The organism is Paenalcaligenes sp. Me131, from assembly GCF_050487225.1.
Lineage (GTDB): Bacteria > Pseudomonadota > Gammaproteobacteria > Burkholderiales > Burkholderiaceae_B > Paenalcaligenes.
This window is the reverse complement of record NZ_JBKQGY010000001.1, coordinates 803,886-826,357: the sequence shown is the minus strand read 5'-3', so window position 1 is coordinate 826,357 and position 22,472 is coordinate 803,886. Positions and strand designations below refer to the sequence as shown.

Genomic DNA, 22,472 nt, shown 5'->3' with positions numbered 1-22,472 from the left:
CCATGCTAACTATTTTTGCCGCAAAACGTATTATCACGATGGATCCTTCTTTACCTACAGCGACGCATATCGCGGTGAAAGACGGCAAAGTACTAGGTGTAGGGCCGTTGGACGAATTGAAAGATCTGGGTGAGGCAACAGTAGATACGCGGTTCGCGAATCAGTACATTTACCCCGGTTTTGTAGAGGGTCATAGCCATGCACTAGAGGGGGCGATGTGGAAATACCTGTATTTGGGGTATTTCCCGCGCCACGACCCTGAGGGCAAGCGTTGGCCGGGATGCCAAAGTTTGACGCAAATACAGCAGACCTTGGCAGAGTATGCCAAGCAATTACCTGCTGGTGAGCCGCTGGTGGCATGGGGCTTTGACCCCGTGTACTTTGACGGTGACCGCTTAGATAAACAGGTGATCGATGCCGTAGTGGGTGATAGGCCTGTAGTCATCATGCATGCCAATCTACATTTAATGACGGTCAATAGCGCGATGCTGGCCCAAACTACGCTCGCGCAAAACGCGACGATTGAAGGGGTGATGCTGGGTAAAGATGGCAAACCTAATGGTGAGTTGCGCGAAATGGCAGCCATGTTTGCGGTGTTCGAGGCGCTGGGTAGCAGTTTGTTTTCAGAGGTGGATAGCCCTCAAACCCTAGAGCGTTATGCGCGTGCAGCGCAACGTACAGGGATAACCACCATCACCGATTTATATAACCCGTTAAGTGATGCTGGCGTACAAGTGCTGCGCGATGCCTCCGCGCAAGCGGATTACGCGGTGCGTTTAGTACCCGCCATGGCAGCGTTGGAATGGGAAAACCAAGACGGGATTGCCCGAGTGCAAGCGTGTCAGCGTGACAATAACGACAAGCTGCATTTTGGTTTAGTCAAAATCATGACGGATGGTTCCATACAAGGCTTCTCAGCCCGTATGCTATGGCCTGGCTATCACAATGGCCATGAAAATGGCATTTGGAATGCACCACCAGAAAGTTTGAAGCAGATGGTGCTGGATTACCATCAATCTGGTTTGCAACTGCATATACACACCAATGGTGACGAAGCAGTAGAACTGATTTTGGATGCGATTGAAGAGGCTCAAACGCTGTGGTACCGAGCCGATCATCGCCATACCTTGCAACATTGCCAGTTTATTAGCCAAGCGCAAATGCGTAGAGCCGCCAAACTGGGTGTGTGTTTAAACATGTTTGTGAATCACATTTATTACTGGGGTGACGTTCACCGTAATAAGACTTTGGGTTATAGCCGTAGCCGCCGTATGCAGCCATTGCGCTCGGCCTTGGATATGGGTATTCCCGTTGCTATGCATTCAGATGCACCCGTTACACCTTTAGGGCCATTGTTTTCCATGTGGTGTGCGATGCGCCGGCAGACAGCATGCGGTCACCAGTTGGGGGAGCATGAAGGCTTAACCATGGAGCAAGCCTTGTATGCGGCCACGTTAGGCGCCGCTTACACCTTACGTATGGACGACAAAGTGGGCAGTTTAGAGGTGGGTAAATATGCCGATATGGTGGTCTTGGATCATGACCTGTTTGCGTGTGATGCCGATGCCTTACCAGATATGCAGGTGCGAGCGACGCTAGTAGGAGGGCGAGTTCATGAAAGCACCGTTGCGTGACACTATACCTACCATCATCCTGACCGGCTTTTTAGGAGCCGGTAAAACCACGTGGTTAAATCGTCTGCTGCAAGAGGGTGTGCCGGATAACAGTTTGGTGGTGGTCAATGATTTTGGGAAAATCAATATTGACGCCTCGCTGATTGCTTATCAAGACGATAAGATCGTGCGCCTCAATAATGGCTGTGTGTGCTGCACTCTAGGCGGCAGCATGGCAGAAAAGCTCGCAGAAATTAGTCGGATGCAGCCAGCGCCTGGCGCACTCTATATGGAAGTCAGTGGCGTGGCGAATGCGGGGCGTGTGGCTGATATGGTGCGCGTGTCAGCGCGTTTGCGTTTGCAAGATATCTGGTGTTTTGTGGATGTGTCACAAGCGCAGCGTTACAGCGAAGATTCACAGGTCAATACAGTGTGGCGTCAGCAAATACAAAGCGCCACGCAGTTGGTGTTGAATAGGTATGCGGATCGCGAATGTTTGCCAACGGCATTGGAAACGGTCTTAAAAACCAGTGAGGCCGTACTGCATTACGACACGCATACAGCCGCTGACGAGATAGCGTTTTCCGCGCCTATCACACCGACGCCACTGCAAGCCGGTGGGTGGCATAGTTGCACCTTAGAAAGTCGCCACCCCATTGTGTTGTCAGCCTTGTTGGAGTGCTTAGAAGAGTGGGCGACGGTGCTGTATAGGGTAAAAGGGCGATTGATTGACGAGCAAGATGGTAAAGCCTATGTGTTGCACTATACCGGTGGGCAATGTAGGCTAACACCTTGTGATCCGCCGCCAGCCATGACGCAACTGGTGCTGATTGCATCCTCAGAGCGCGCGTTGCAGATTATCCAGCAGCAAATGAAAAAGGCGTCCACGATGCAGTAGTGCTAGAGACCTGCTCGTGGTATGCGGTTAGGCCTGTAAGTAGCGAACCAGTAAGGTGACAATCTGTTGTTCGATGGCAGTGGGTGCATGGGGTGGCAAGGGCGTGGTGGTGGTAGCAGCATGAATCAAAGACTCTATAGTTTGCAGCACCATCCATGTGGCAAGGTCTAGATCATCGGGTAGCAAGTGCTCGCGATGCTCTTCAAGTAGTTGCCGAACACGCTCAACAATACTGCGATAGATGGGGAGCTCATCGTGGTTAGCGCGTTCGAAAAAAGGAAACTCTTGTTCTACGACGCGGTGTAGATCAGGCTCTAGCTGGTGGGCGATCATCCAGCCGTGCACAATAGCGGCCAGTTTTTCGTCTAGCGTTTGTGGGTTACGACTAGAAAGTACTGACTCTAGCGTCTCATATAAGTCTGTCGCATGCCTTTCTCGTAAGGCGGCAATCAACGAATCTTTGTTTGGAAAGTATTGGTAGATAGAACCAATGCTTACGCCTGCGCGTGCGGCAATGACATTGGTACTTGTGCCAGCGTAGCCGCGCTCTACTAAAACCTGAGCGGTAGCGTCCAAAATAGCGGTAACTAGCGCTTTGGAGCGTGCTTGTAGCGGGGATTTTCTAGGCTGTAATAGGGGTTTCATACGCTTGGGAGAATGCGAGTATCAAATGCGAGTAAAGGCTTATATTATAGAGGGACTGAGCAATTACTCATATTTGTTTTTATGAAGGAGTGAGCGATGGATGACATGGTTAGACCCATCATTCCTCGCGTTGAAGCTGAGGTGGTAGCGGTCAACCACCTGACGCCCCATATGCAGCGCATTACGGTAGGTGGTGCGGCATTGGAGAGCTTCTTACGTACCGAGGGCGTGGAAACTCCCGCTGCATGGGTGAAAGTGTTTTTGCCTGGCGGGGAAGGACGAGCCTACACGATTAGGCAAATTAACCGAGAAAGCCAAACATTGGATCTGGACTTTGTGTTGCACCACAAAGAAGACTCCTACAGCCCGGCATCCAGCTGGGCATTTCACGCGCAAAAGGGCGAACGTGTTACGTTAGCAGGCCCGCGTGCGGGTGGCTTTGCGCTGCCAGACGATGCAGCGTGGGTGATTTTGGCAGGAGATGTCACCGCATTACCGGCCATACAAAATATTGCGGTTAACTTGCCAGCTAATGTGCGAGCAAGAGTATATGTAGAAGTGCCCACACCCGAAGACCAGCAGGTAATTCAAAGCCCTGCGGCCTTGAGTGTGGTGTGGCTAGAGCCACGTCAACGCCCAGGCTTAGCGCTAGAGCAACGAGTGTTGTACAGGCCCTTTCCTTTGGGGGCTGGATATGTATGGGTAGCCGGTGAGTCTCGCATTGCTAAAGAGCTGCGTGCTCACTATTTGCGCGAACGTTATTTAGAACGTCATCGTGTACGTACTGAAGGCTATTGGAAAGTAGGCAAAGCCGACCACAGAGAAGGTTAAGCAACAGTGTGAGCCTGCTACACTACAGGCAAGCATGGCTCACACTGGCGGTGCTAACTGACTCTGGGTAAAAAATGAGAGAGTATCTGGGCTATTTTGTACTTGGCTACGCCGTGTTGCTGTTGCTATTTTCTGTGTTTGTGCAGACAAAAGTTGGTGATTTATTGGATGCCATGAATCAGCATCGACAACAGTTTGGCTTAACGTCTGCCGTGCCAGATTGGTACTTCGTATTTGCCTTATCGCGCTGCCGTTATGCGCCAGCCCGCGCACTGTATAAAACCACACAGCCACCTCTTGAGGTCGCGCAAGCCTTTCCTAACTATAAGCAGTTAAGATGCCTAGGGTGCGCCGTATGGTTTGCACATATAGGGTTAGGCATCCTTATTGTGTTGGTGTTTATACTTTTGCGTGTGTTGCCTCAGTAAGCATCATCGCTACCCGTTATTGTCTTTTATAGATTTGCGCTATGCCACGAGTCTCCAGAGCCGAAACCGAGAAAAACCGTCTTGCTATCGAAGAAGCCTCTTCTAAGCTTTTCAGAGAGCGAGGGTTAAGTGTGAGCGTTGCCGATGTTATGCGAGCAGCGGGGCTAACGCACGGCGGTTTTTATGGGCATTTCAAATCTAAAGACGAGTTAGCCGCCATTGCTTGCGCTAAAGCGTTTGAGGGTTCTGCCGCGAAATGGAAACAGCGTGTCGCTGCCATGGAGAATGCGGTGGCTGCCCGCAATGCGCTGATAAACGGCTATTTGGATGATAAACACCGCACTGAGCCTAGCACCGGGTGCCCCTTAGCATCGTTGGTCGTGGATGTGTCCCGCGAGGACAGCAGCAAACCTGTACGCGATGCCTTTCATCAAGGTTTGGAGCAGCTAGTGGATGTGCTGAGTACCTTACAGCCTGAGGCTGGTACGTCTGATGTGGCACGCCAGCAGGCGCTAGAGCAGTTATCGACGTTGGTGGGGGCGATGTTGTTGGCGCGAGCCACAGAAGGCACTGCGCTGTCTGATGAGTTGTTAGCAGCGGCGCGCACGCAATTGTTGCAGTCTAAATAACTATCGCTGTATTTAGCACATAGGCAGTTGAATAGGCATCAGGGCAAATGCGGCCTGACGCCAACTGTATAGCAGGAGAAGGGCAATGGCTGCAGCAGCAACTATTGCCAACATCAGCCAAAGTCTACGTTTCATGCGTGTGCAACCTTAGAGAGTCGTACTACGGGTTTTTCTTTGATAGGTAAATTCAGTGCGGCGGCAACTAGACTAAGCACGATAGAAATATACCAGACCATATCGTAGCTACCGGTTTTATCAAACATGTAGCCACCCAACCAGCCACCAAGGAAGGACCCCAATTGGTGCAACAAAAAGACTACACCGCCTAGCATAGACAGATTACGTACGCCGAACATGGTGGCGATAGTGCCGTTGGTGAGTGGCACGGTTGACAGCCACAACAAGCCCATCAAAATACCAAAGGCGTATGCCGTCCATGTAGAAAGGGGCAGCCAAATAAATAAGGCAATAATCACTGCCCGTACCAGATACAGAATGCACAGTAAGTGTGGTTTAGAGCGTGTCGTACCTAACCAGCCTGCAACGTACGTACCGAACACATTAAATAATCCCACCAAGGCCAGTACGGTTGTACCGACAACAACAGGCAAGCCTTTATCGACTAAGTAGCTGGGTAAGTGCACGCCAATAAACAGCACTTGGAAGCCGCATACAAAAAAACCTAGGGCTAAGAGCCTGAAGTCGGAATGGCTACAGGCCTCGCGCAAGGCTTCCATCATGGTTTGCTGCGGCCCCAGATCGACAGGAGGCGTGTCTTTAATCATGGCAGCCAAAGGCATAATCAACGCTACCATGAGGCCCAGTGTAATCAAGGCTGATGACCAGCCCAGCCATTGAATCAAGCCCAATGAGCCAGGAAGCATCGCAAACTGGCCAAACGACCCTGCGGCGGCGGCTATACCCATCGCCATACTGCGTTTTTCAGGCGGTACAGCTCGGCCCACCACGCCTAAGATCACAGAAAACGAGGTGCCTGATAACCCTATGCCAACCAAAATCCCAGCGCTAAGTGAGAGCGATAGTGAGGAGTCAGCGAAACCCATGAGTATTAAGCCCACGGTATAGAGCAGGCCGCCTACGACCACCGTGATTCTGGCACCAAACTTGTCGGCTAATGCCCCTGTAAACGGTTGCGTTAGCCCCCAGATCAAGTTTTGTAATGCCATAGCAAAAGCAAAGACTTCTCGCCCCCAGTCAAACTCGCTACTCATCGGGGTTAAGAACAGGCCAAAACCATGTCGTATCCCTAGGGATAAAAATAAAACTAGGGATGCGCCCAGCATGATCCAGGTGCTTTTACGCCATACAGATGTCATGACCTATCCTTTTGTCGCCGTTGTCGTTGCTATAGGCGTATAAGGTGAACGATACAGTGTTGGCCATGACTTGTGGGCAGGGCAACTGTTACAGAAAAATAGATGATAAGTGAACTCTATTTTGGGGTCAACGGCAATAAAAGAAGCAGGTATAAAGCGTAGGTTTTGTCCTACTACCTATCTAGAGGCTCGCAGCAGGTCGGCAAACGATCAGCACAGAAAGCAACGCTGTTATGAGAAATTAAGCGGTGTTTTAGCTGTTTTCTATGATATTTGCGTCATCAATGGCAGAATACAATGACGCCAGACTGGTGCAGTATTTCTGATTGATGGTTTGCAAAATTGTTTAAAAAAATAGATTTGTTGCGGCTAATCCTGCTGGTGACTATTCTCAGTTGCTTGGTCACGCTTGTAAATACTTTTTACGCAGGCTACAAGGTGCAACGTCAGCAGCTTGTGCAAAATACGCTGGAAAGCAACTCGAACTACGCGCAAAAGCTTGCTAATAGTACGGATGATTTCTTACATTCCGCGCTACAACAACTGAAAATTAGTGCCCAGTTGTTGGAAGACATGCTGGGCGATGAACAGCGTTTACACGTCGAGGCTGAGCGGCTGCGCTTACAAACCGATAGTTTTAACTCTGTGCTGATTATCGATCAGAACGGTGCGGTGCAAGCCACGTCACCAGAGAGCTTACAGTTGACGGGGCTCAGTTTAGACAGCCCTGGCATACAAGAGGCCTTAGAACGACAAGCACCGGTGATCAGTGCGCCGTACTTATCTACGGTAGGTAATTTCATTGTGTTTATTTCCCACCCCATCTTTGATAAAAGCGGTAAATACCGTGGGTTAGTGGGTGGCAGTTTGTACCTAAAAAAAGAAAGCATTTTAAATAGGTTGTTAGGTCATCACCCTTATAAGGATGGCTCTTATTTGTATGTGGTGTCTGCCGAAAAACAAGTGATTTATCACCCCGATACGTCGCGAGTAGGCGATGTAGTAGAAGATAATGATGTGGTAAATAGCGTTGTGCAAGGGCAGGCTGGCAGTATGGTGTTAGTCAATAGCCAAGGCATTACGATGTTGGCAGGTTATGCTCCCGTGCCCCTCAGTGGTTGGGGTATTGTGGCGCAGCGTCCAGAGTCAGCCACCTTAGAACCGTTAGAAGGGCTGATGCGACAAGTCATTAATAAAACCTTGCCAGTGGCGGTGATTTCATTGCTGCTAGTGTGGTGGGGCGCGCGTAAGATTGCCAAACCGTTGCGATTGCTGGCCGAAAATGCTCGTATGATGCATTCATCGGGCACAGAAAGTGAAATCAGCCATGTGCGTTCTTGGTACTTTGAAGCGCATGAGTTGAAAAAAGCACTCTTGATGGGCATGGGCTTTTTAAAGCGCAATATTGAAAAACTCGACAAAGACAACCGCACCGATCCTTTAACAGGCTTGTTGAATCGCCGTGGTTTAGATCAAGAACTACGTGTATACGGCCATATGCAGCGCATGTTCTCGGTGATTTCCGTGGATATTGATTTCTTCAAGAAAGTGAATGACACCTATGGCCATGATACGGGCGATATAGTGCTGCAAGAATTAGCAGTGCAGATGCGTAATAGCATACGTTCTGGTGATGTGGCGTGCCGTATTGGTGGTGAGGAGTTTTTGATTTTGCTGCCAGGCACAGGTGTGGATGCCGCCATAGAGATTGCAGAGCGACTGCGCGTTCAAGTGGAAACGACAGAGATGCCAGAGGTTGGGCACATCACGATCTCATTGGGTGTGGCCGTATCGGCTACCGACGGTAGCGACTCTGCCACTGTGTTGAAGCAGGCGGATGAAAAACTGTACCAAGCCAAACGCAACGGCAGAAATAGGGTAGAAGCTTAAGCCTGTTGCTGCTGCAGCCATTCTTCCTTGGTGATACGACTGATGTGCTCTGTACGGTAGTCGTTCATGAACGGGTTAAACTGGTTTTCTTCGGTATGGTGATGAAGAAAGCCGCATTTGGCCTGTGCTTTGAACGACTGCTCATTGTCGGCAAAGTAGCCGCACCACAACGCGTCTAGTTGTAGTGTCTGAAACGAGTGCTGCATGATTGTGCGCAGCGCTTCAGGGATTAAGCCTTGTCCCCAGAATGGCACGCCTATCCAATAAGCAACTTCAGCCTCAGTCTCTGGCAGCGGGAAGTTGCTGTTTTTCCCTTTTAGTAAACCAATCATGCCAATAGCGACGTCGTCGGTATTTAAGGCAACGGCGTATATTTCTTCGCCCGAAAAAATGGTTTGAATGATTTCCAAACTTTCTGCCTCGCTGCGGTGGGTAGGCCAACCAGCGATAGGGCCTACGCGTTCGTCTTTAGCGTAGTGATAAAGGCTGGCGGCATCGCTGTCTCGCCACGGTCTGAGAATCAGGCGTTCTGTATTCAACATGTTTTTCTCCTGTGTAGGTAATGACTGAACAGAGAGAAGTGTAGAAAGAATAGCAGACTGTGCTAAGGTACAGACTTGGGTGAAAAAGGTAATTTTGAAAACAAAATAGGATAAAAATAAGGTTTTATGGCTATTGCTAAGGAGGTAATAGAAACTGAGTCTATTTTGTTAGGGATAGAGGATCAGGACATCACGCATGGCTTGGCCACTTTGCAAGCCATGCCAGAGCATCCTTTACCGTTGGCGTACGTGGTGGTAGTGATTTGTCAGCAAGGTGAGGCCGAGTTCGAGGTGAACTTTCAGTCATACCACCTAAAAAAGCATGATTTTCTGGTCTTGGCGGAGGATTCTATTGCACTGCTAAAACAGCGCAGCCAAGACTTTCTGTGCTCGTATTATTTATTAAAACGCTCCAGTGCGGCAGACGTCGCGTACCTATTACCCAATCACTTGTTTGCCTATTTGAACAAGCACCCTTATTTTGCCGCTACGCCAGATAGCAAAGCTTTTGTATCCGTGTGGGAGCAGCATATAAAGCAGGTGTTTGCACGCCCCTCTGGGTATAGACGGCAAATGCTGATTAATGCGTTTCAGAACTTGTTTTTGTTTCTCAGCGAACAAGCAGATAGCCATAAACAGCAGTTACGTAATGATTACAGCCGACAGGAAATGATTTGCTGGAAGTTCTGGGAGATGTTGGCTGTGCAGTGCAGGCAGCATCGGGAGGTAGCGTTTTATGCGGATGCTTTACACATCACACCCTACTATTTGTCGCAACTGACTAAACGCTTCTTTAATGATTCGCCCAAAACCTTAATCGATAGGCAAGTGGTGCTGGAAATTAAAAAAGAGCTTAGGCAGTCGCAACATAGCATTCAACAGATTGCCGATGCGCTGAACTTTGTAGACCCGTCCTATTTAAGCAAATACTTTAGTCGTCACACAGGGATGGGGCCTACCGAGTATAGAGCTATACGCATGTAAGGTCCTTGCATGATGGCATAGATGCGTGTGCGTTGCGGGACACCCGTTAGAGTTGCTAGGACAAGCTCAGTAACGCATCAAGCATTTGCATATGCCTTTTTATACTTTGTCAGCTATGGGTTGTCTGGTCACAATAAACAGCATGATGGCTATGGCCCTGCCATGCGCAGGGTCTGTTTTTTGACTAGGTAACGGTAGCAAGGATACGGCTACGGTTAGGTGTACGTTGCCTCCAATCCTACAGGTATACGATGAGTGACTACCATTTGATTTCTGCCAATAGGCTGCATGATGGGGCAGTGGTATGGCTAGATAGCCGCTATCAATGGGTGGAGGCTTTAGAGCACGCCCACGCCTTTGATGAGGAAGCGCTGGTAGCTGCACAGCAGGCCGCGCAAGAGGGCGTGACCAATAACGAAATTGTGGACCCAGTGCCGCAGGAAGCCGAGCGTACGCCTAAGGGCATTGTGCCGGTGACGTTCAGAGAACAACTGCGTGCTCGTGGCCCTTCGGTGCGGGCTGATTTAGGGAAACAGGCAGGCGCAGAACAGGATCAGTACAGTAATTCGTTAGCCCCTGCCGCGGGCGAGTTTGCCCCCCATGCTGGTATTTACCAATACGACGATAGCGAACGGACTTTTCTGAAAGAACGTGCGCAAGCATTCTCGCAGCAGGTGCAACGCCGGTTGTCGGGTGAGCTGACTGAAGAACAGTTCAAAGTGTATAGGCTCATGAATGGTCTATACCTGCAATTGCACGGTTACATGCTGCGGGTGGCGATTCCTTATGGCACTTTAAGTGCGGTGCAGCTTTCTCAGCTAGCGTATGTGGCCAGACGTTTTGATAAGGGCTATGGTCACTTTACGACACGCCAAAACTTGCAATATAACTGGCCCAAATTATCGGATGCGGCCGAGATTCTATCGGTACTGGCCGATGCCGACTTGCATTGCATTCAAACCAGCGGGAACTGTATTCGTAACGTCACAACAGACGAGTTCGCCGGTGCGGCCGCCGATGAGCGTGTAGACCCTCGGGTGTACGCCGAGATTATGCGTCAGTGGTCTACCGAACATCCTGAGTTCACCTACTTACCGCGTAAATTCAAAATTGCGATTACCGGTAGTGCAGACGATAGAGCCGCTATACGTTTTCACGATATAGGCATTATTGCTGACAAAAATGAAGCAGGTGAGATTGCTTTCCATATCTATGCTGGGGGCGGATTAGGCCGTACGCCAGTAGTTGGTACATTGGTCCGCGAATGGTTGCCTGAGCGCGATTTGCTACGTTACATAGAAGCCATTTTGCGTGTCTACAATGCCTTAGGGCGACGCGACAATATCTACAAAGCACGTATCAAAATTCTGGTGCGCGAGCTTAAGCCAGAAACCTTCATCCAGATGATTGATACCGAGTTTGCGGCGTTGCTGGCAGACCGACCTGCGTTGGATAGCACTATTGTAGAGGCCGTACAAGCTCGCTTTGTGGCACCTGCGTTAGAGCAAAATCTAGCGCCGCATTCGGCATCGTTTACCGTTGCTCGTGCACAAAATCCGGCATTCGCCCATTGGGTAGACCATAACTCGCATCCACATAAACAGTCTGGTTACCTTAGCGTAGTGATTTCGCTGAAACCTAATGGGGGCATTCCAGGCGACGCGAGTGCCGAGCAAATGGAGCTGGTTGCGTCATTAGCAGAGCGCTACTCATTAAATGAAGTGCGCGTGACTCACCGTCAGAACTTGGTGCTTCCGCATGTGAAGCAAGATGATGTGTATGCCGTGTGGCAAGCGTTGTGTGACGCAGGTTTAGCAACGTCGAACATTGGTTTGGTCTCAGATTCTATTGCGTGCCCTGGCATGGACTATTGCAGCTTGGCGACCGCCAGATCAGTCCCTGTGGCGCAGCGTATCGCTTTACGTTTTTCAGAGGAGAAACAGCGAGAAGTAGGGCCATTGAGCATTAACGTATCGGGTTGTATTAATGCCTGTGCTCACCACCACGTCGCGCATATAGGGATTTTAGGCTTGGATAAAGGTGGACAGGAAAGCTACCAGATCACCTTAGGAGGTCGCTCTGACCAAGACGCGGCATTAGGAAAAATTTTAGGCCCATCCGTGTCATACGATGAGGTGCCGGAAGTGATCGAAGCCTTAGTCGACATTTACTTAAAAGAACGTCAGGGGTCCGAACGTTTTATTGATACCTATAACCGTGTAGGCATTACTGTATTTAAGGAGGCACTTACTCATGCTGTTTGATGCTGAAGGCCGTGTGAAAGCCGAAACCTGGTGGTACCCAGAGCAAGAGGGGGCAGCAGAGCAGCCCGCATCACAACGCATCATTGCGTTAGAAAACTGGGAGGCTTACCACGCAGAAACAGGGGAGTATGCGGCTGGTGTATGGGTGAACAGTTATCACAACATTACAGAGCTTTTGCCGGTGTTGGATAAGGTGCAGCTGGTAGCCATAGGCTTTGCGCAAACGCGTGATGGGCGTGGCTTTACCTTGGCAAAGCTCCTGCGTGAGCGCCATGGTTTTACGGGTGATATTCGTGCAGTAGGGCCGTTGTTGCCCGATCAGTTTGTGATGCTTCTGCAGTGTGGGATTAGTAGTGTGGCGTCTAGCACGACGTTTCCTGCAACCAGATGGGAAGAGGCAGCAAAAACTTATACGCATCAACAGAGTAGTCCTTTAACGTTGCTGCATAGGTTGCGCTCAGCACCGGTTAAAGAGGCGGTTTCATCAACTAGCTAACGTAGTAGTGAGAAAACGATTGACCTTACAACAGTGGGAATCCTTAGGATAGTGATAGGTTCTTCTAAGGAGTAAAACGATGAAATTCCAGATTCAAGATATGACGTGCGGTGGCTGCGCAACGCGAGTGACTAAAACAGTACAGGCATTGGATCCTGCTGCCACAGTAGAGGCTGACGTGGCTGCTAAAGTAGTGGCGATTCAAAGCTCCGCATCGCAAGAGCAAATTGTGTCGGCCTTAACAGCCGCAGGTTATCCGCCTAAAGCGCTATAAGCTGTTTTAAACCCACTCATCATCACGCCCCGCACGGTAAAACGTGCGGGGCGTGATGTTTTTTGGCAGTAGAAAGCGTCTTCGTGATCAAATACAGCCTGATGAAAAATATAAGCAGGTTTTTTTGAAACGCGATAACACGAAGATAGATACTGCTGGCATAGCACCGAGGAAGCTAGATACTGCTGAATCTCTTCCTGGCGATGTGATGGTGGCTATAGGGCAGGTATTTGAGCCAGCAGGTCTGCATTTGACCGAGATGGTTGTATGCGAGCCTGAAAGCGCGGAGTACGGCGCTGCGCGCTTTGCATTGAATGGTCATAAAGTTGTCTTTCGTACAGCCAAAACAACGCCTACCAAGCTAGGGCAGTTTGTGACAATATGGAAACGTCCTACACCTGACGGCGATATTGCTCCGTTAGATAGCCGCGATGGTATAGCGTTTGTGCTGGTAGGCGTGAGCGATGCAATGCATAAAGGGCTGTTTGTGTTCGATCAAGCTGTATTGGTCGCTAAAGGTGTTTTCTCTAGTGCTGGCGAGGGTGGTAAGCGTGCTATGCGTGTCTACCCGCCGTGGGTACAGCTAACAGCGAAGGCCGCAATAGTCACGCAACGATGGCAGTGTAGATACTTTATTTCGCTAGACCAGGATGGCACGGTGAACGTGGAATTGCTACGTCGTCTGTTTAACACCTAAGGCTGGGTGGAACCGCTGCTATGTGGTGAAAGACGTAGTCTGCCTGAGCCTCTACACTAGATATGCTTAGGTAAATTGAAGTGCAGCGTAGGATACGGTTTGCCTGCCGCATCCAAGTCGCTGCGGCCCGTTTGTACGAAACCGTAATGCAAATAAAAACCTACGGCTTGGGTATTTTGCTCATTTACATCCAGCTTAGTCGCTCCTAACTCATGCACTGCGTAGTTCAGCAACGTAGTACCCACACCATGCCCCCGCGCACAGGCATCAATAAATAGCATTTCTACGCAGCTCTCTAACACGCCTAGAAAGCCTAGGGTTTTCTGGCTCTGGTTATGCGTAGCCTTATATAAGCTGACTGCCGGAAAATATGCCGGAATCAATTGCTGTTTAATTTCTTCATAGTCCTCTGATTTTAAGAAGTCATGAGTCGCCAACACTGAGGTGGACCATATTTCTAACAAACATGGGTAATCTGTTGTAGATGCAGTATCTATGCGTATAGTCATTTTCTTCCTTTTGCTACTTCACTACGGGTCAACACATGGCACAGCCATGCCTGCCATTGTTTTCGCCTTGCGTCATTCAGGCACAAGCCTTTGTTTAAGGCGGGCTCTGTTAAAAAACAAATCATGAGTTGTTTTTCATGTTGTACGTTTGCCAGGCTCAGTGCAGACAACCACTGCTCCATGTTTGTATATGCCTGTAATGGTTCGACGCTCTGCTTATCTAGGGCATCCAAGAGGGCAACTATAGAGGGCCACGCCACGATGGCCTGATGATGAGTGTGTTGAAGGACAGTACCAGCCTCATCGGGCAACATTGAGCACCATTGCTGCAAATGCAGTTGCTCCCAGCACCAAGCAATGTCATTCAGGGTCTTAGTACTCACCGTAGCAAATGAAGTCTGTACTCCCTCACCCCATACTTGCGCATAGCAATAGAGATTGAAATCAGTTAGCTCTTCAAAATTTGCTCGTATATCCCACGCCTGTGCTTGCAAGAGCTCATCAGAGGCGCCTGCGCTCTGTAACTGTGCAAACGAGGCTGTTTGCTTTTGCCACACAGCAGATTGTCGTAAATACGATTCGTATAAAGCCAGTGTGTCGAAATCATCCGTTTCACACCATTTTTGATACAAGGTAATCAATTCGGGATTAACAGCCCAATCTAACCATGTGGGCTGCTGGTTATCCGCAATTTTGTGCATAACTACTTGCAACCTGTCTCTTATTACTTGCATCTGCTCAATGCGTTCAGACAATGTCTTGAGGTGCTGTTTCAAGTGTCCCAAAATGCCATCTGGATACTGTGCCAGTACTTGCTGCACATCAGCTAGCGGCATACCGACTTGGCTTAAGCACAAAATCTGCATCAGCCTATATACGTCTTGCTGATCGTACAGTCTATAACCACCCTCACTACGGCCGGATGGCGTCAATAACCCTATGTGTTCATAGTGATGCAGTGTGCGTACACTGACGTCAGCCATTTTTGCCAGTTCGCCGACTTTCCAGTACATCTTCGCTCCGCTCATTCACGACTACATGGGGCTTACTCTAAAGCCTTACGTTACGTTAGGGTCAATAGGTAGTGCGAATTGTGTTGCAAAAAACATCACGCCCCACACGTTTTAGCGTGCAGGGCGTGATGTTTTTATGGGAATTGGTGAGCCATTGCTGTGCTCACATTATTTGGTTTAGTGGTTGCTGTCTCGCAGTGGGGGTTGGAAGCTACGCAAGCGCAGTGCATTACCCAAGACAAACACGCTAGATAATGCCATGGCACCGGCCGCAAAAATCGGCGACAGTAGCACCCCCCAGGCAGGATACAGTGCGCCTGCGGCGATTGGAATCAGCGCTGTGTTGTAGGCAAATGCCCAGAACAAGTTCTGACGAATATTGCCAATGGTGGCTTTAGACAGGGCAATAGCGTTAGGCACACCTTGCAGACTACCTGACATCAGCACTACGTCTGCAGACTCTACCGCTACGTCTGTACCGGTACCAATGGCCAAACCTACATCGGCTTCTGCTAAGGCTGGGGCGTCGTTAATGCCGTCACCCACGAAGGCCACCTTGCCGTAATTGGCTTTGAGTTTACGTACTGCATCTACTTTGCCTTCAGGCAACACCTCTGCCACGACTTCGTCTATACCTAGTTGTTTAGCAATAGCGCGGGCAGTATGTTCGTTATCGCCCGTAATCATCGCTACTTTTAAGCCTAACTGGTGCAAGGCCTCTATAGCAGCAGGCGTGGAGGCCTTAATGGGATCGGCGACGGCGATAATGGCTGCCAAGCGACCGTTAATCGCTGTATACAGAGGTGATTTACCCTCACTACCTAGACGTTGTGCTGTCTGGCTAAAGTTGCTTACGTCTAAACCTAATTCACGCATATAGCGGTCGGCACCGATTTCCACACGGGTGTTTTCACCCACCATGGCGCGCACTCCCATGCCAGTGACCGAGTTGAAGTCATCCAAGGCAGGAAGTGTCAGCCCTTCTGCATTAGCGGCGTCAACAATGGCGCGGGCAATAGGGTGCTCAGAACGCGCTTCTACGGCAGCAACTTGAGCCAGTACGTGTTGGCGATCAAAGCCTTCAGCAACTTCTAGATCGGTGAGGGATGGGTGGCCTTCCGTTAAAGTACCGGTTTTATCTACTGCTACAACGCTAGCATCTTTAAGCAGTTGTAGAGCTTCGCCTTTACGGAACAATACGCCCATTTCAGCACCACGACCTGTACCCACCATAATAGAGGTTGGTGTGGCCAAGCCCATAGCGCAAGGGCAAGCAATGATCAGCACGGCTACGGCATTCACCAATGCAAAGGTGAGGGCTGGTGATGGACCAAAAATCAGCCAGATTAAGAAGGTTAACAGCGCAGCCACCATCACAGCGGGTACAAACCACAGCGTGACTTTGTCTACCACGGCTTGTATAGGCAGCTTAGAGCCCTGCGCTTGTTCCACTAGCCTAATGATTTGCGCCAGCATGGTTTGACCACCTACGGCAGTCGCACGCAGAGAGAAGGCACCTGTTTGGTTGACCGTACCGCCTACTACTGTGCTCCCCGCTGTTTTTTCTACGGGAATAGGCTCGCCCGTAATCATGGACTCGTCTACATAACTGTTGCCTTGTGTGACTTCACCATCTACAGGAATACGTTCACCAGGGCGTACTTCTACTAGGTCTCCAGTAACCACTTCGGCGATAGGAATATCCACCATGTTGCCGTCACGTAAGACGTGAGCGACTTTGGCTTGTAAGCCTACTAAGCGCTTGATAGCTTCAGAGGTTCGGCCTTTAGCGCGGGCTTCTAGGTAACGACCTAATAAAATCAGAGCGACGATGACCGCAGCAGCTTCGTAATACACATTAACAGTACCGGCGGGCAATACCGACGGCATAAAGGTGGCAACGACGGAGTAAGCAAAAGCGGCAACTGTACCGACGGCAACCAGTGAGTTCATGTCTGGAGCCAAGCGGAACAGTGCCGGAAAACCTTTGGTGTAAAAACGGCGACCAGGGATCAGCAGCACTAAGGCAGTAAGTACAAATTGCAGGTACCAGCTTTCTTGTATACCGATGGTATGGGCTATGAGTTCGTGTACGCCAGGGATTAAGTGAGACCCCATTTCCAGAGCAAACACTGGCAAGGCCAGCACAGCAGCCAAAATTAGGTCACGCTTTAGTGCGACGCGTTCTGCATCTTTCTTTTCAGCAGCTTCATCGTCATTTTGCAGTGCATTGTCGATAAGCTTGGCATCGTAACCCGCTTTGGCGACGGCGGCGATAAGCTGCTCAGTACTGGCTACACCGCTAATCGTGGCACGCTCTGTGGCGAGGTTCACTGCGGCTTCATTGACGCCGGGTACAGCTTTCAGCGCGCGCTCTACGCGGCCTACGCAGGAAGCGCAGGTCATCCCTTCTACGGACAGTTCTACCTTGCCCGCTGGTACGTTGTAGCCCGATTTTTCAACGGCTTGTATGAGCGCTTGCCTATCAGTATGTGGGTCAGCCTGTATGTCTGCACGTTCAGTGGCCAGATTAACGGATACGCGGCTCACACCTTCTACTTTGGATAAGGCAGCCTCTACACGCCCCACACAACTGGCGCAGCTCATACCTTCAATAGGTAGACTGATGGTTGTGGCAGGGGTAGAACCTGAATTGTTTTTGGACTCACTCATACGTGGCTCCCAATGATTGAATATGGCATACCCTGAAGCATAAACATTGCCATAAGGTGAAGGTCAAGCAAGGGCCGCAGCGAAAATACATCAGTCTGGTAGCCAGTGATAGAGGTGAATTTTACGCAGATTTATAGATTGTGGTTGTGTTGTGTGCGGTGCGCGTAGCCCAGTGCTGTAGCGGCCCTTTAGGCTATCCAGTGCTGATAGCCTAAAGGGCGGTGTGTTTAGAAGGTGACTCGCATCGTGGCCCAAAGCGTGCGGCCAGGGTTATTGATGGACGTGTTAGAGGCATAACCGAAGCCTGCATTACCTGCTAAGTTCAGGTGTTCGCTGTAGGTGCGGTTAAACACGTTGTCTACCCCTACGCTGAAGCTTAGGTTTTTGTTGGCTTGGTAAGCAGTATGTAGAGCTAAGGTGCTAAATCCGCCACTAGGGCCAAAGTCTTTACCGACTACGTTACCTTGGTTTAAGGCATAACGACTTTGTTTAGACACAATGCGCCACAACGCACCGGCAGACCATTTACCCGACTCGTAGCCTAAACTTAAACGAGTTTCCAACGGCGGGATTTGTGGCAGTGCTTGGTGGTCAGTAGTGTTTTTGCCCCATGAATATGCCACCGTTGTACCCAGTTTCCATGCTGAGGACAAGGCATATTCCACGCCTAACTCGCCACCGAAAATGCGCGCGTTGACATTGGATACTTGGCTCATACTGCCCATCATGCCGCCGGGGCGATAATTAAACAGGATAAAGTCTTGCACGTGCCCTACGTAAGCAGATGCCCATATATCGACAGCATCCGCTTTGTGCTGCAGTCCAATATCTACCTGTGTGGTTTTCTCAGGCTTAATGCTATCAAAGGCATTTTTGCTGCCAGGTGTACCCATGTTTGGTGAGAACAGTTCCCAGTAATCCGGCATACGCTGTACATGGCCCAAGCCAGCGTAGAAGCTAGTGGCGTCACTGAGTTTTTGTTCTAAGCGTAAGAAGCCACTATACAAGGTATCTGTACGACGTTGGTTATGGGTAGGGCTGGTATCGCGGTAGTCTTTGACGCTTGCGAAATCAACACGCATGCCAGCAATGATCTCTTGGGTGTCCGTAGCTTGCCAACGCAACTCCGAGAATACGCCGGTGTTTTCAAACTGTGCATCTTTGACGCGAGGTTTGTCGCGGTGGGTGTTCAGCATGCCACGCCGTGCACGATGTCGGCTGTGCTGGGTGTCTAAGCCCACATCCAGTTTTACTTCGCTAGACAAACTGAATTGGGTGGCCAATCTGCCGCCCCATGTGGCTCTGTCTACGTTAGAGGTCATCGGCATCATCATGCCACCCGAAGGGTTGAACTCACGCAAACTGAAGTTGTCCATGTCGTGATCGGCGTAGTTGTAGTACAGTTGGGCTTCAATCTTGTGCCAGTTGTCGTTGATGTTCTCTTGCTCGAAGCGTAAGGCAACGCTTTGGCGTTTGAACTTCACACCATCCATACCGCGCCCGGCGTAACGGGCTTCACCATCGCCAGCACCAGCCGATAATTCGATGCGCGTGTCCTCGTTTGGCGTTACCCCTACGGCAACGTCGGTATTCCACTTTTTCCATTTGGATGGCACTTTGTCGCCATTGCCATCCTCGTAGTCTTGGGAGTGGGAGTTGTTGGCCGTAATGCGGGCATAGTACTGCGAGTTACCAACGGCCAAGTCGGCGGATTGATCGTTTCGCCCCCATGAGCCTCCCGTAAAACTGCCATCAAATTGCACCGGTTGGCCTTCTGCAAATACGGGGGCTTTCCTATCAAATCGAATCGTGCCAGCAGAGGCGCCTGGACCCCACAATACCGTTTGCGGCCCTTTGATCACCTCTAGCTCATCAAAGTTTTGCGGTGAGATATAGGATGTGGGGTTATCCATACGGCTAGGGCAAGCACCTGGCATATAGCTATTGTTTGCCAAAATCGCTAAACGTGAGCCAAACATGCCACGGAATATAGGGTCACCATTACTGCCGCCATTGCGGATGGCGCTAAAGCCGGCAATGGTAGACAAATAATCAGAGCCGTCGCTGGCTGGCAAGGGCTGTCTAGGCTGTTTAGGGTCAGTCACGAAACGCAGTGGCGTTTGGTCTGGTTTCACACTGGTGACCACCAAAGGATCAAAGAGTTTGGTAGGTGCTGTGTGAGTGTCAGCCGCGTAGGCGTAAGGGTAGACGCAGCATAGCGCCATCGCTGCGGAACAAGGCCGCAGATAGTGAATGTATGACATGAAAAATCCTGAAATAAACGTTGAACGTACAAAAAAGTGCGGTCAAGTCCACTCAGGTGGGGCTCGTGCTCCTAAGGGTGGGCCACAGATGCCCTGCGCACAGTATTCGGTTTGGGTAGCACGCGCTAACCACGGATAGCTGTACCAACTTTTTGCGACGACCTCTAGAACACTGTCTAGTGCATCGGGTAGTAATTCTATGTGAACGAGAAAAGCCGGACAGGTAGCATGTCCGGGGGCTTGGTGTGTGTCGTCGCTGGGAAACTCATCCGCAAATAGTTGTTCTAAACGTTGCGAACTGTAGCTGCCGTCTGCGGTACAGAAGGTAAGCTCAAAGGTGCCGTCTCGCCATGCTTCTGCACTGGGCATATAACCCATAGGAAGAGCGCTACGCAACAGCAGAGCGCAGAACAAAAATGGCAGCCACAAGTAGCGGCTACGTAGCAGATGGGTGAAGCGTGGGAGCGTCAAAGCACTATTGTTTTTGTTTATGACGAGACGATATAGTGCCAAGTATAGAACGTTACAACTTTATACGGCTATCTCTGTGACGGCTGAACCACTAAACACAAACGCCGCTTTTTAAGGCGGCGTTTGTGGCTACAGCGCTACTGAGGAATTACGTCAGCAGATTACGTGCCATCGCTAAGACGTCTTTACCTTCACCGGCCAAAATGGCTTTAGCTGAGTACAGAGCGGTACCAAAAACTTGTTCTGCACCGACTTGAGGCGGCATGATCAGTTCAAATCTATCGGTGACCACATCCAGCAGCGCGGGGCCGGGTTCATTGATCCAGTCACGAACTGCCTGATCCACATCAGCACTTTTTTCTACGCGGCGTGACCAGAAACCAATCGCTTCGGCGACTTTAGCAAAATCGGGGTTATGCAGATCAGTAAAGGCACTGATTAGACCTTCTACTTTCTGCTCCAGATCAACAAAGCCCAGTGCGCCGTTGTTAATGATGCAAACCTTAATGGGCAAGCGCTCTTGTATAGCCGTGAGCAAATCACCCATGAGCATGGCCAAGCCACCGTCACCGGATAGCGAGATGACCTGTCTATCGGGGAACGCGGCTTTAGCGCCCAATGCTTGCGGCATGGCCCCAGCCATCGTGCCATGCGTTAAGGAAATCACGCGGCGGTTTTTACCGGTAGAAGGTACATGACGCAAGCACCACAACATAGCTGTACCACCATCAGCCGTATAGATGGCATCGTCGGCCGCATGTTTGGCAATGGTTTCTACCAGGTACTGTGGGTGAATAGGGTGGCCGGGTTGGTCGATGTTGTGTTTTTCTTCTTTAGCTTTGTCTTTGGTGTAGAGATCCAAAGCCGCTTTAAGGAAAGTGTCGTCTTGGCGTGCATTGACCAGTGGTAGCAACGCTTGCAGGGTATCTGGAATATTTCCCACTACACCCACGTCTACTGGGTGGCGTCTACCAATGTGGGTGTTATCAATATCCACTTGGATGATTTTGGCGTTTTCGGGGTAGAACTGGCGCCATGCAAAGTCACAACCCAGTAGTAGCAACGTGTCGCAACTGGCTAGCGTATGTACCCCTGCGTAGTAGCCCAACATACCGGCCATCCCTACATCAAAGGGGTTGTCGTGAGCCAAGAAGTCGGTAGCGCGCGAGGTGTGCACTACGGGCGCGCGCAGTTTTTCAGCCAGTGCAATGACGTGATCGTGGGCTAGTTCGCAGCCAGAACCGCCGTAAATAGCAATTTTCTTACCGGCATTCAACAGATCAGCAATACGTTGCACTTCAGATTCTGAAGGCAATACACGGGGTTGTGCGTGATGAACGGTGTAGTGATAGGGGGTTTTAGGAGCCGGAGCCATCGATACATCGGCTGGCACAATCAATACTGCCACACCGCGTTTCGCCAAGGCGGCCTGAGCTGCCATAACAGTCAAGCGCTGGGCCTGCTCGGGTGTACGGATTTCTTCACAAAATACCGAGCAGCTTTCGTATACCGATTTGAAATCTACTTCTTGGGGGAAATCAAAACCCAGCTCGTCGCGAACAATCTGGCTGGCAATTAAGACTACGGGGGCGCGGTTACGATGGCTTTCCATCAAACCATTGATGAAGTGCAAACTGCCGGGGCCACATGAGCCAGCGCAGGCAGTGAGTTCGCCGGTGAGCATAGAATCTGCACCAGCAGCAAAGCCGCCAACTTCTTCGTGCCGTACATGAATCCAACGCATATTCTTGTTGGTACGAATTGCGTCAGTAATGTAATTTAAGGTGTCACCTGGAACGCCGTACCAGCGTTTTACGCCAGCCTGTTCCAGAGTGTCGACAATAACTTGTGCTACGGATTGGGACATGCGTGACTCCTGTTTGATCAGTTAAAAACGGCTAAAGTAATTTTCCTGCAGAGTTACTCTTTGTATTGTAGTCAGATTATTTGCAAAACAATCTTGGCCTTTACTATCCTTTAGACGTAATAAAAAAACAGCTCTCTAATCCATCAG

At 50.2% G+C, this 22,472-nt stretch carries 21 protein-coding genes; 11 read left to right on the top strand and 10 right to left on the bottom strand.

The window, feature by feature from the left end:
• Positions 1 to 2 precede the first annotated feature (2 nt).
• Both ACLPHM_RS03905 and ACLPHM_RS03900 read left to right on the top strand, forming a co-directional pair.
• A complete protein-coding gene (locus tag ACLPHM_RS03905; RefSeq protein ID WP_430219960.1) occupies positions 3 to 1,634 on the top strand; it encodes an amidohydrolase in 1,632 nt (543 codons plus the stop codon).
• Complete coding sequence (locus tag ACLPHM_RS03900; RefSeq protein WP_430219959.1) at positions 1,615 to 2,511, top strand: CobW family GTP-binding protein; 897 nt, start codon at positions 1,615 to 1,617, stop codon at positions 2,509 to 2,511. The genes ACLPHM_RS03905 and ACLPHM_RS03900 overlap by 20 nt, the downstream gene beginning before the upstream one ends.
• Positions 2,512 to 2,538: 27 nt before the next feature.
• Here the strand turns inward: ACLPHM_RS03900 and ACLPHM_RS03895 are convergent, their stop codons facing one another.
• A complete protein-coding gene (locus tag ACLPHM_RS03895) occupies positions 2,539 to 3,156 on the bottom strand; it encodes a TetR/AcrR family transcriptional regulator (RefSeq protein ID WP_430219958.1) in 618 nt (205 codons plus the stop codon).
• 96 nt (positions 3,157 to 3,252) lie between these two features.
• Here ACLPHM_RS03895 and ACLPHM_RS03890 point away from each other — a divergent pair, with 96 nt between their 5' ends.
• The 3 genes from ACLPHM_RS03890 to ACLPHM_RS03880 all read left to right on the top strand — a co-directional run bounded on the left by ACLPHM_RS03890 (position 3,253) and on the right by ACLPHM_RS03880 (position 5,044).
• On the top strand, positions 3,253 to 3,987 hold the full coding sequence (locus tag ACLPHM_RS03890; protein ID WP_430219957.1) for a siderophore-interacting protein: 735 nt from the start codon (positions 3,253 to 3,255) through the stop codon (positions 3,985 to 3,987).
• Between the two features lie 74 nt (positions 3,988 to 4,061).
• Positions 4,062 to 4,415, top strand: a complete 354-nt coding sequence (locus ACLPHM_RS03885) for a hypothetical protein (protein ID WP_430219956.1) — start codon at positions 4,062 to 4,064, stop codon at positions 4,413 to 4,415.
• A gap of 41 nt (positions 4,416 to 4,456) precedes the next feature.
• A complete protein-coding gene (locus ACLPHM_RS03880) occupies positions 4,457 to 5,044 on the top strand; it encodes a TetR/AcrR family transcriptional regulator (protein ID WP_430219955.1) in 588 nt (195 codons plus the stop codon).
• 12 nt (positions 5,045 to 5,056) lie between these two features.
• Here ACLPHM_RS03880 and ACLPHM_RS03875 read toward each other — a convergent pair whose 3' ends face one another.
• Both ACLPHM_RS03875 and ACLPHM_RS03870 read right to left on the bottom strand, forming a co-directional pair.
• Complete coding sequence (locus ACLPHM_RS03875) at positions 5,057 to 5,179, bottom strand: hypothetical protein (protein WP_430219954.1); 123 nt, start codon at positions 5,177 to 5,179, stop codon at positions 5,057 to 5,059.
• Positions 5,176 to 6,381: an MFS transporter gene (locus ACLPHM_RS03870; RefSeq protein WP_430219953.1), complete on the bottom strand. Its 1,206-nt coding sequence runs from the start codon at positions 6,379 to 6,381 to the stop codon at positions 5,176 to 5,178. The genes ACLPHM_RS03875 and ACLPHM_RS03870 overlap by 4 nt, the downstream gene beginning before the upstream one ends.
• Before the next feature lie 438 nt (positions 6,382 to 6,819).
• On the opposite strand from ACLPHM_RS03870, the gene ACLPHM_RS03865 reads away from it, so the two are divergent.
• Positions 6,820 to 8,271 carry a sensor domain-containing diguanylate cyclase gene (locus ACLPHM_RS03865; protein WP_430219952.1) on the top strand — a complete coding sequence of 484 codons (1,452 nt, stop codon included), beginning with the start codon at positions 6,820 to 6,822 and terminating at the stop codon, positions 8,269 to 8,271.
• Here the strand turns inward: ACLPHM_RS03865 and ACLPHM_RS03860 are convergent.
• Positions 8,268 to 8,813, bottom strand: a complete 546-nt coding sequence (locus tag ACLPHM_RS03860) for a GNAT family N-acetyltransferase (RefSeq protein WP_430219951.1) — start codon at positions 8,811 to 8,813, stop codon at positions 8,268 to 8,270. The genes ACLPHM_RS03865 and ACLPHM_RS03860 overlap by 4 nt on opposite strands.
• A 126-nt stretch (positions 8,814 to 8,939) precedes the next feature.
• Here ACLPHM_RS03860 and ACLPHM_RS03855 point away from each other — a divergent pair, with 126 nt between their 5' ends.
• The 5 genes from ACLPHM_RS03855 (at position 8,940) to ACLPHM_RS03835 (ending at position 13,528) form a co-directional block, all read left to right on the top strand.
• Positions 8,940 to 9,797 carry a helix-turn-helix domain-containing protein gene (locus ACLPHM_RS03855; RefSeq protein WP_430219950.1) on the top strand — a complete coding sequence of 286 codons (858 nt, stop codon included), beginning with the start codon at positions 8,940 to 8,942 and terminating at the stop codon, positions 9,795 to 9,797.
• A 251-nt stretch (positions 9,798 to 10,048) separates the two neighbouring features.
• Complete coding sequence (locus ACLPHM_RS03850; protein ID WP_430219949.1) at positions 10,049 to 12,061, top strand: DUF2849 domain-containing protein; 2,013 nt, start codon at positions 10,049 to 10,051, stop codon at positions 12,059 to 12,061.
• On the top strand, positions 12,051 to 12,557 hold the full coding sequence (locus ACLPHM_RS03845) for a DUF934 domain-containing protein (RefSeq protein ID WP_430219948.1): 507 nt from the start codon (positions 12,051 to 12,053) through the stop codon (positions 12,555 to 12,557). The genes ACLPHM_RS03850 and ACLPHM_RS03845 overlap by 11 nt, the downstream gene beginning before the upstream one ends.
• Positions 12,558 to 12,636: 79 nt before the next feature.
• Positions 12,637 to 12,831, top strand: coding sequence for a heavy-metal-associated domain-containing protein (locus tag ACLPHM_RS03840; protein WP_430219947.1), 195 nt, complete (start codon positions 12,637 to 12,639; stop codon positions 12,829 to 12,831).
• Between the two features lie 124 nt (positions 12,832 to 12,955).
• On the top strand, positions 12,956 to 13,528 hold the full coding sequence (locus ACLPHM_RS03835; RefSeq protein WP_430219946.1) for a MepB family protein: 573 nt from the start codon (positions 12,956 to 12,958) through the stop codon (positions 13,526 to 13,528).
• Between the two features lie 56 nt (positions 13,529 to 13,584).
• On the opposite strand, the gene ACLPHM_RS03830 is transcribed toward ACLPHM_RS03835, so the two are convergent.
• The 6 genes from ACLPHM_RS03830 to ACLPHM_RS03805 form a co-directional block, all read right to left on the bottom strand.
• Positions 13,585 to 14,037: a GNAT family N-acetyltransferase gene (locus tag ACLPHM_RS03830; RefSeq protein ID WP_430219945.1), complete on the bottom strand. Its 453-nt coding sequence runs from the start codon at positions 14,035 to 14,037 to the stop codon at positions 13,585 to 13,587.
• Complete coding sequence (locus tag ACLPHM_RS03825; protein ID WP_430219944.1) at positions 14,034 to 15,065, bottom strand: MerR family transcriptional regulator; 1,032 nt, start codon at positions 15,063 to 15,065, stop codon at positions 14,034 to 14,036. The genes ACLPHM_RS03830 and ACLPHM_RS03825 overlap by 4 nt, the downstream gene beginning before the upstream one ends.
• Positions 15,066 to 15,227: 162 nt before the next feature.
• Entirely contained in the window at positions 15,228 to 17,723 is a 2,496-nt protein-coding gene (locus ACLPHM_RS03820; protein ID WP_430219943.1) for a heavy metal translocating P-type ATPase, read from the bottom strand.
• 227 nt (positions 17,724 to 17,950) lie between these two features.
• The gene (locus ACLPHM_RS03815; protein ID WP_430219942.1) at positions 17,951 to 19,987 is read right to left on the bottom strand and encodes a TonB-dependent copper receptor; all 2,037 of its coding nucleotides are present in this window, start codon (positions 19,985 to 19,987) and stop codon (positions 17,951 to 17,953) included.
• Positions 19,988 to 20,029: 42 nt separating this feature from the next.
• Positions 20,030 to 20,458 (bottom strand): hypothetical protein, encoded by a 429-nt coding sequence (locus ACLPHM_RS03810; RefSeq protein WP_430219941.1) that lies wholly within the window; start codon positions 20,456 to 20,458, stop codon positions 20,030 to 20,032.
• A gap of 148 nt (positions 20,459 to 20,606) precedes the next feature.
• Positions 20,607 to 22,325: a thiamine pyrophosphate-dependent enzyme gene (locus ACLPHM_RS03805; protein WP_430219940.1), complete on the bottom strand. Its 1,719-nt coding sequence runs from the start codon at positions 22,323 to 22,325 to the stop codon at positions 20,607 to 20,609.
• Positions 22,326 to 22,472: the final 147 nt, after the last annotated feature.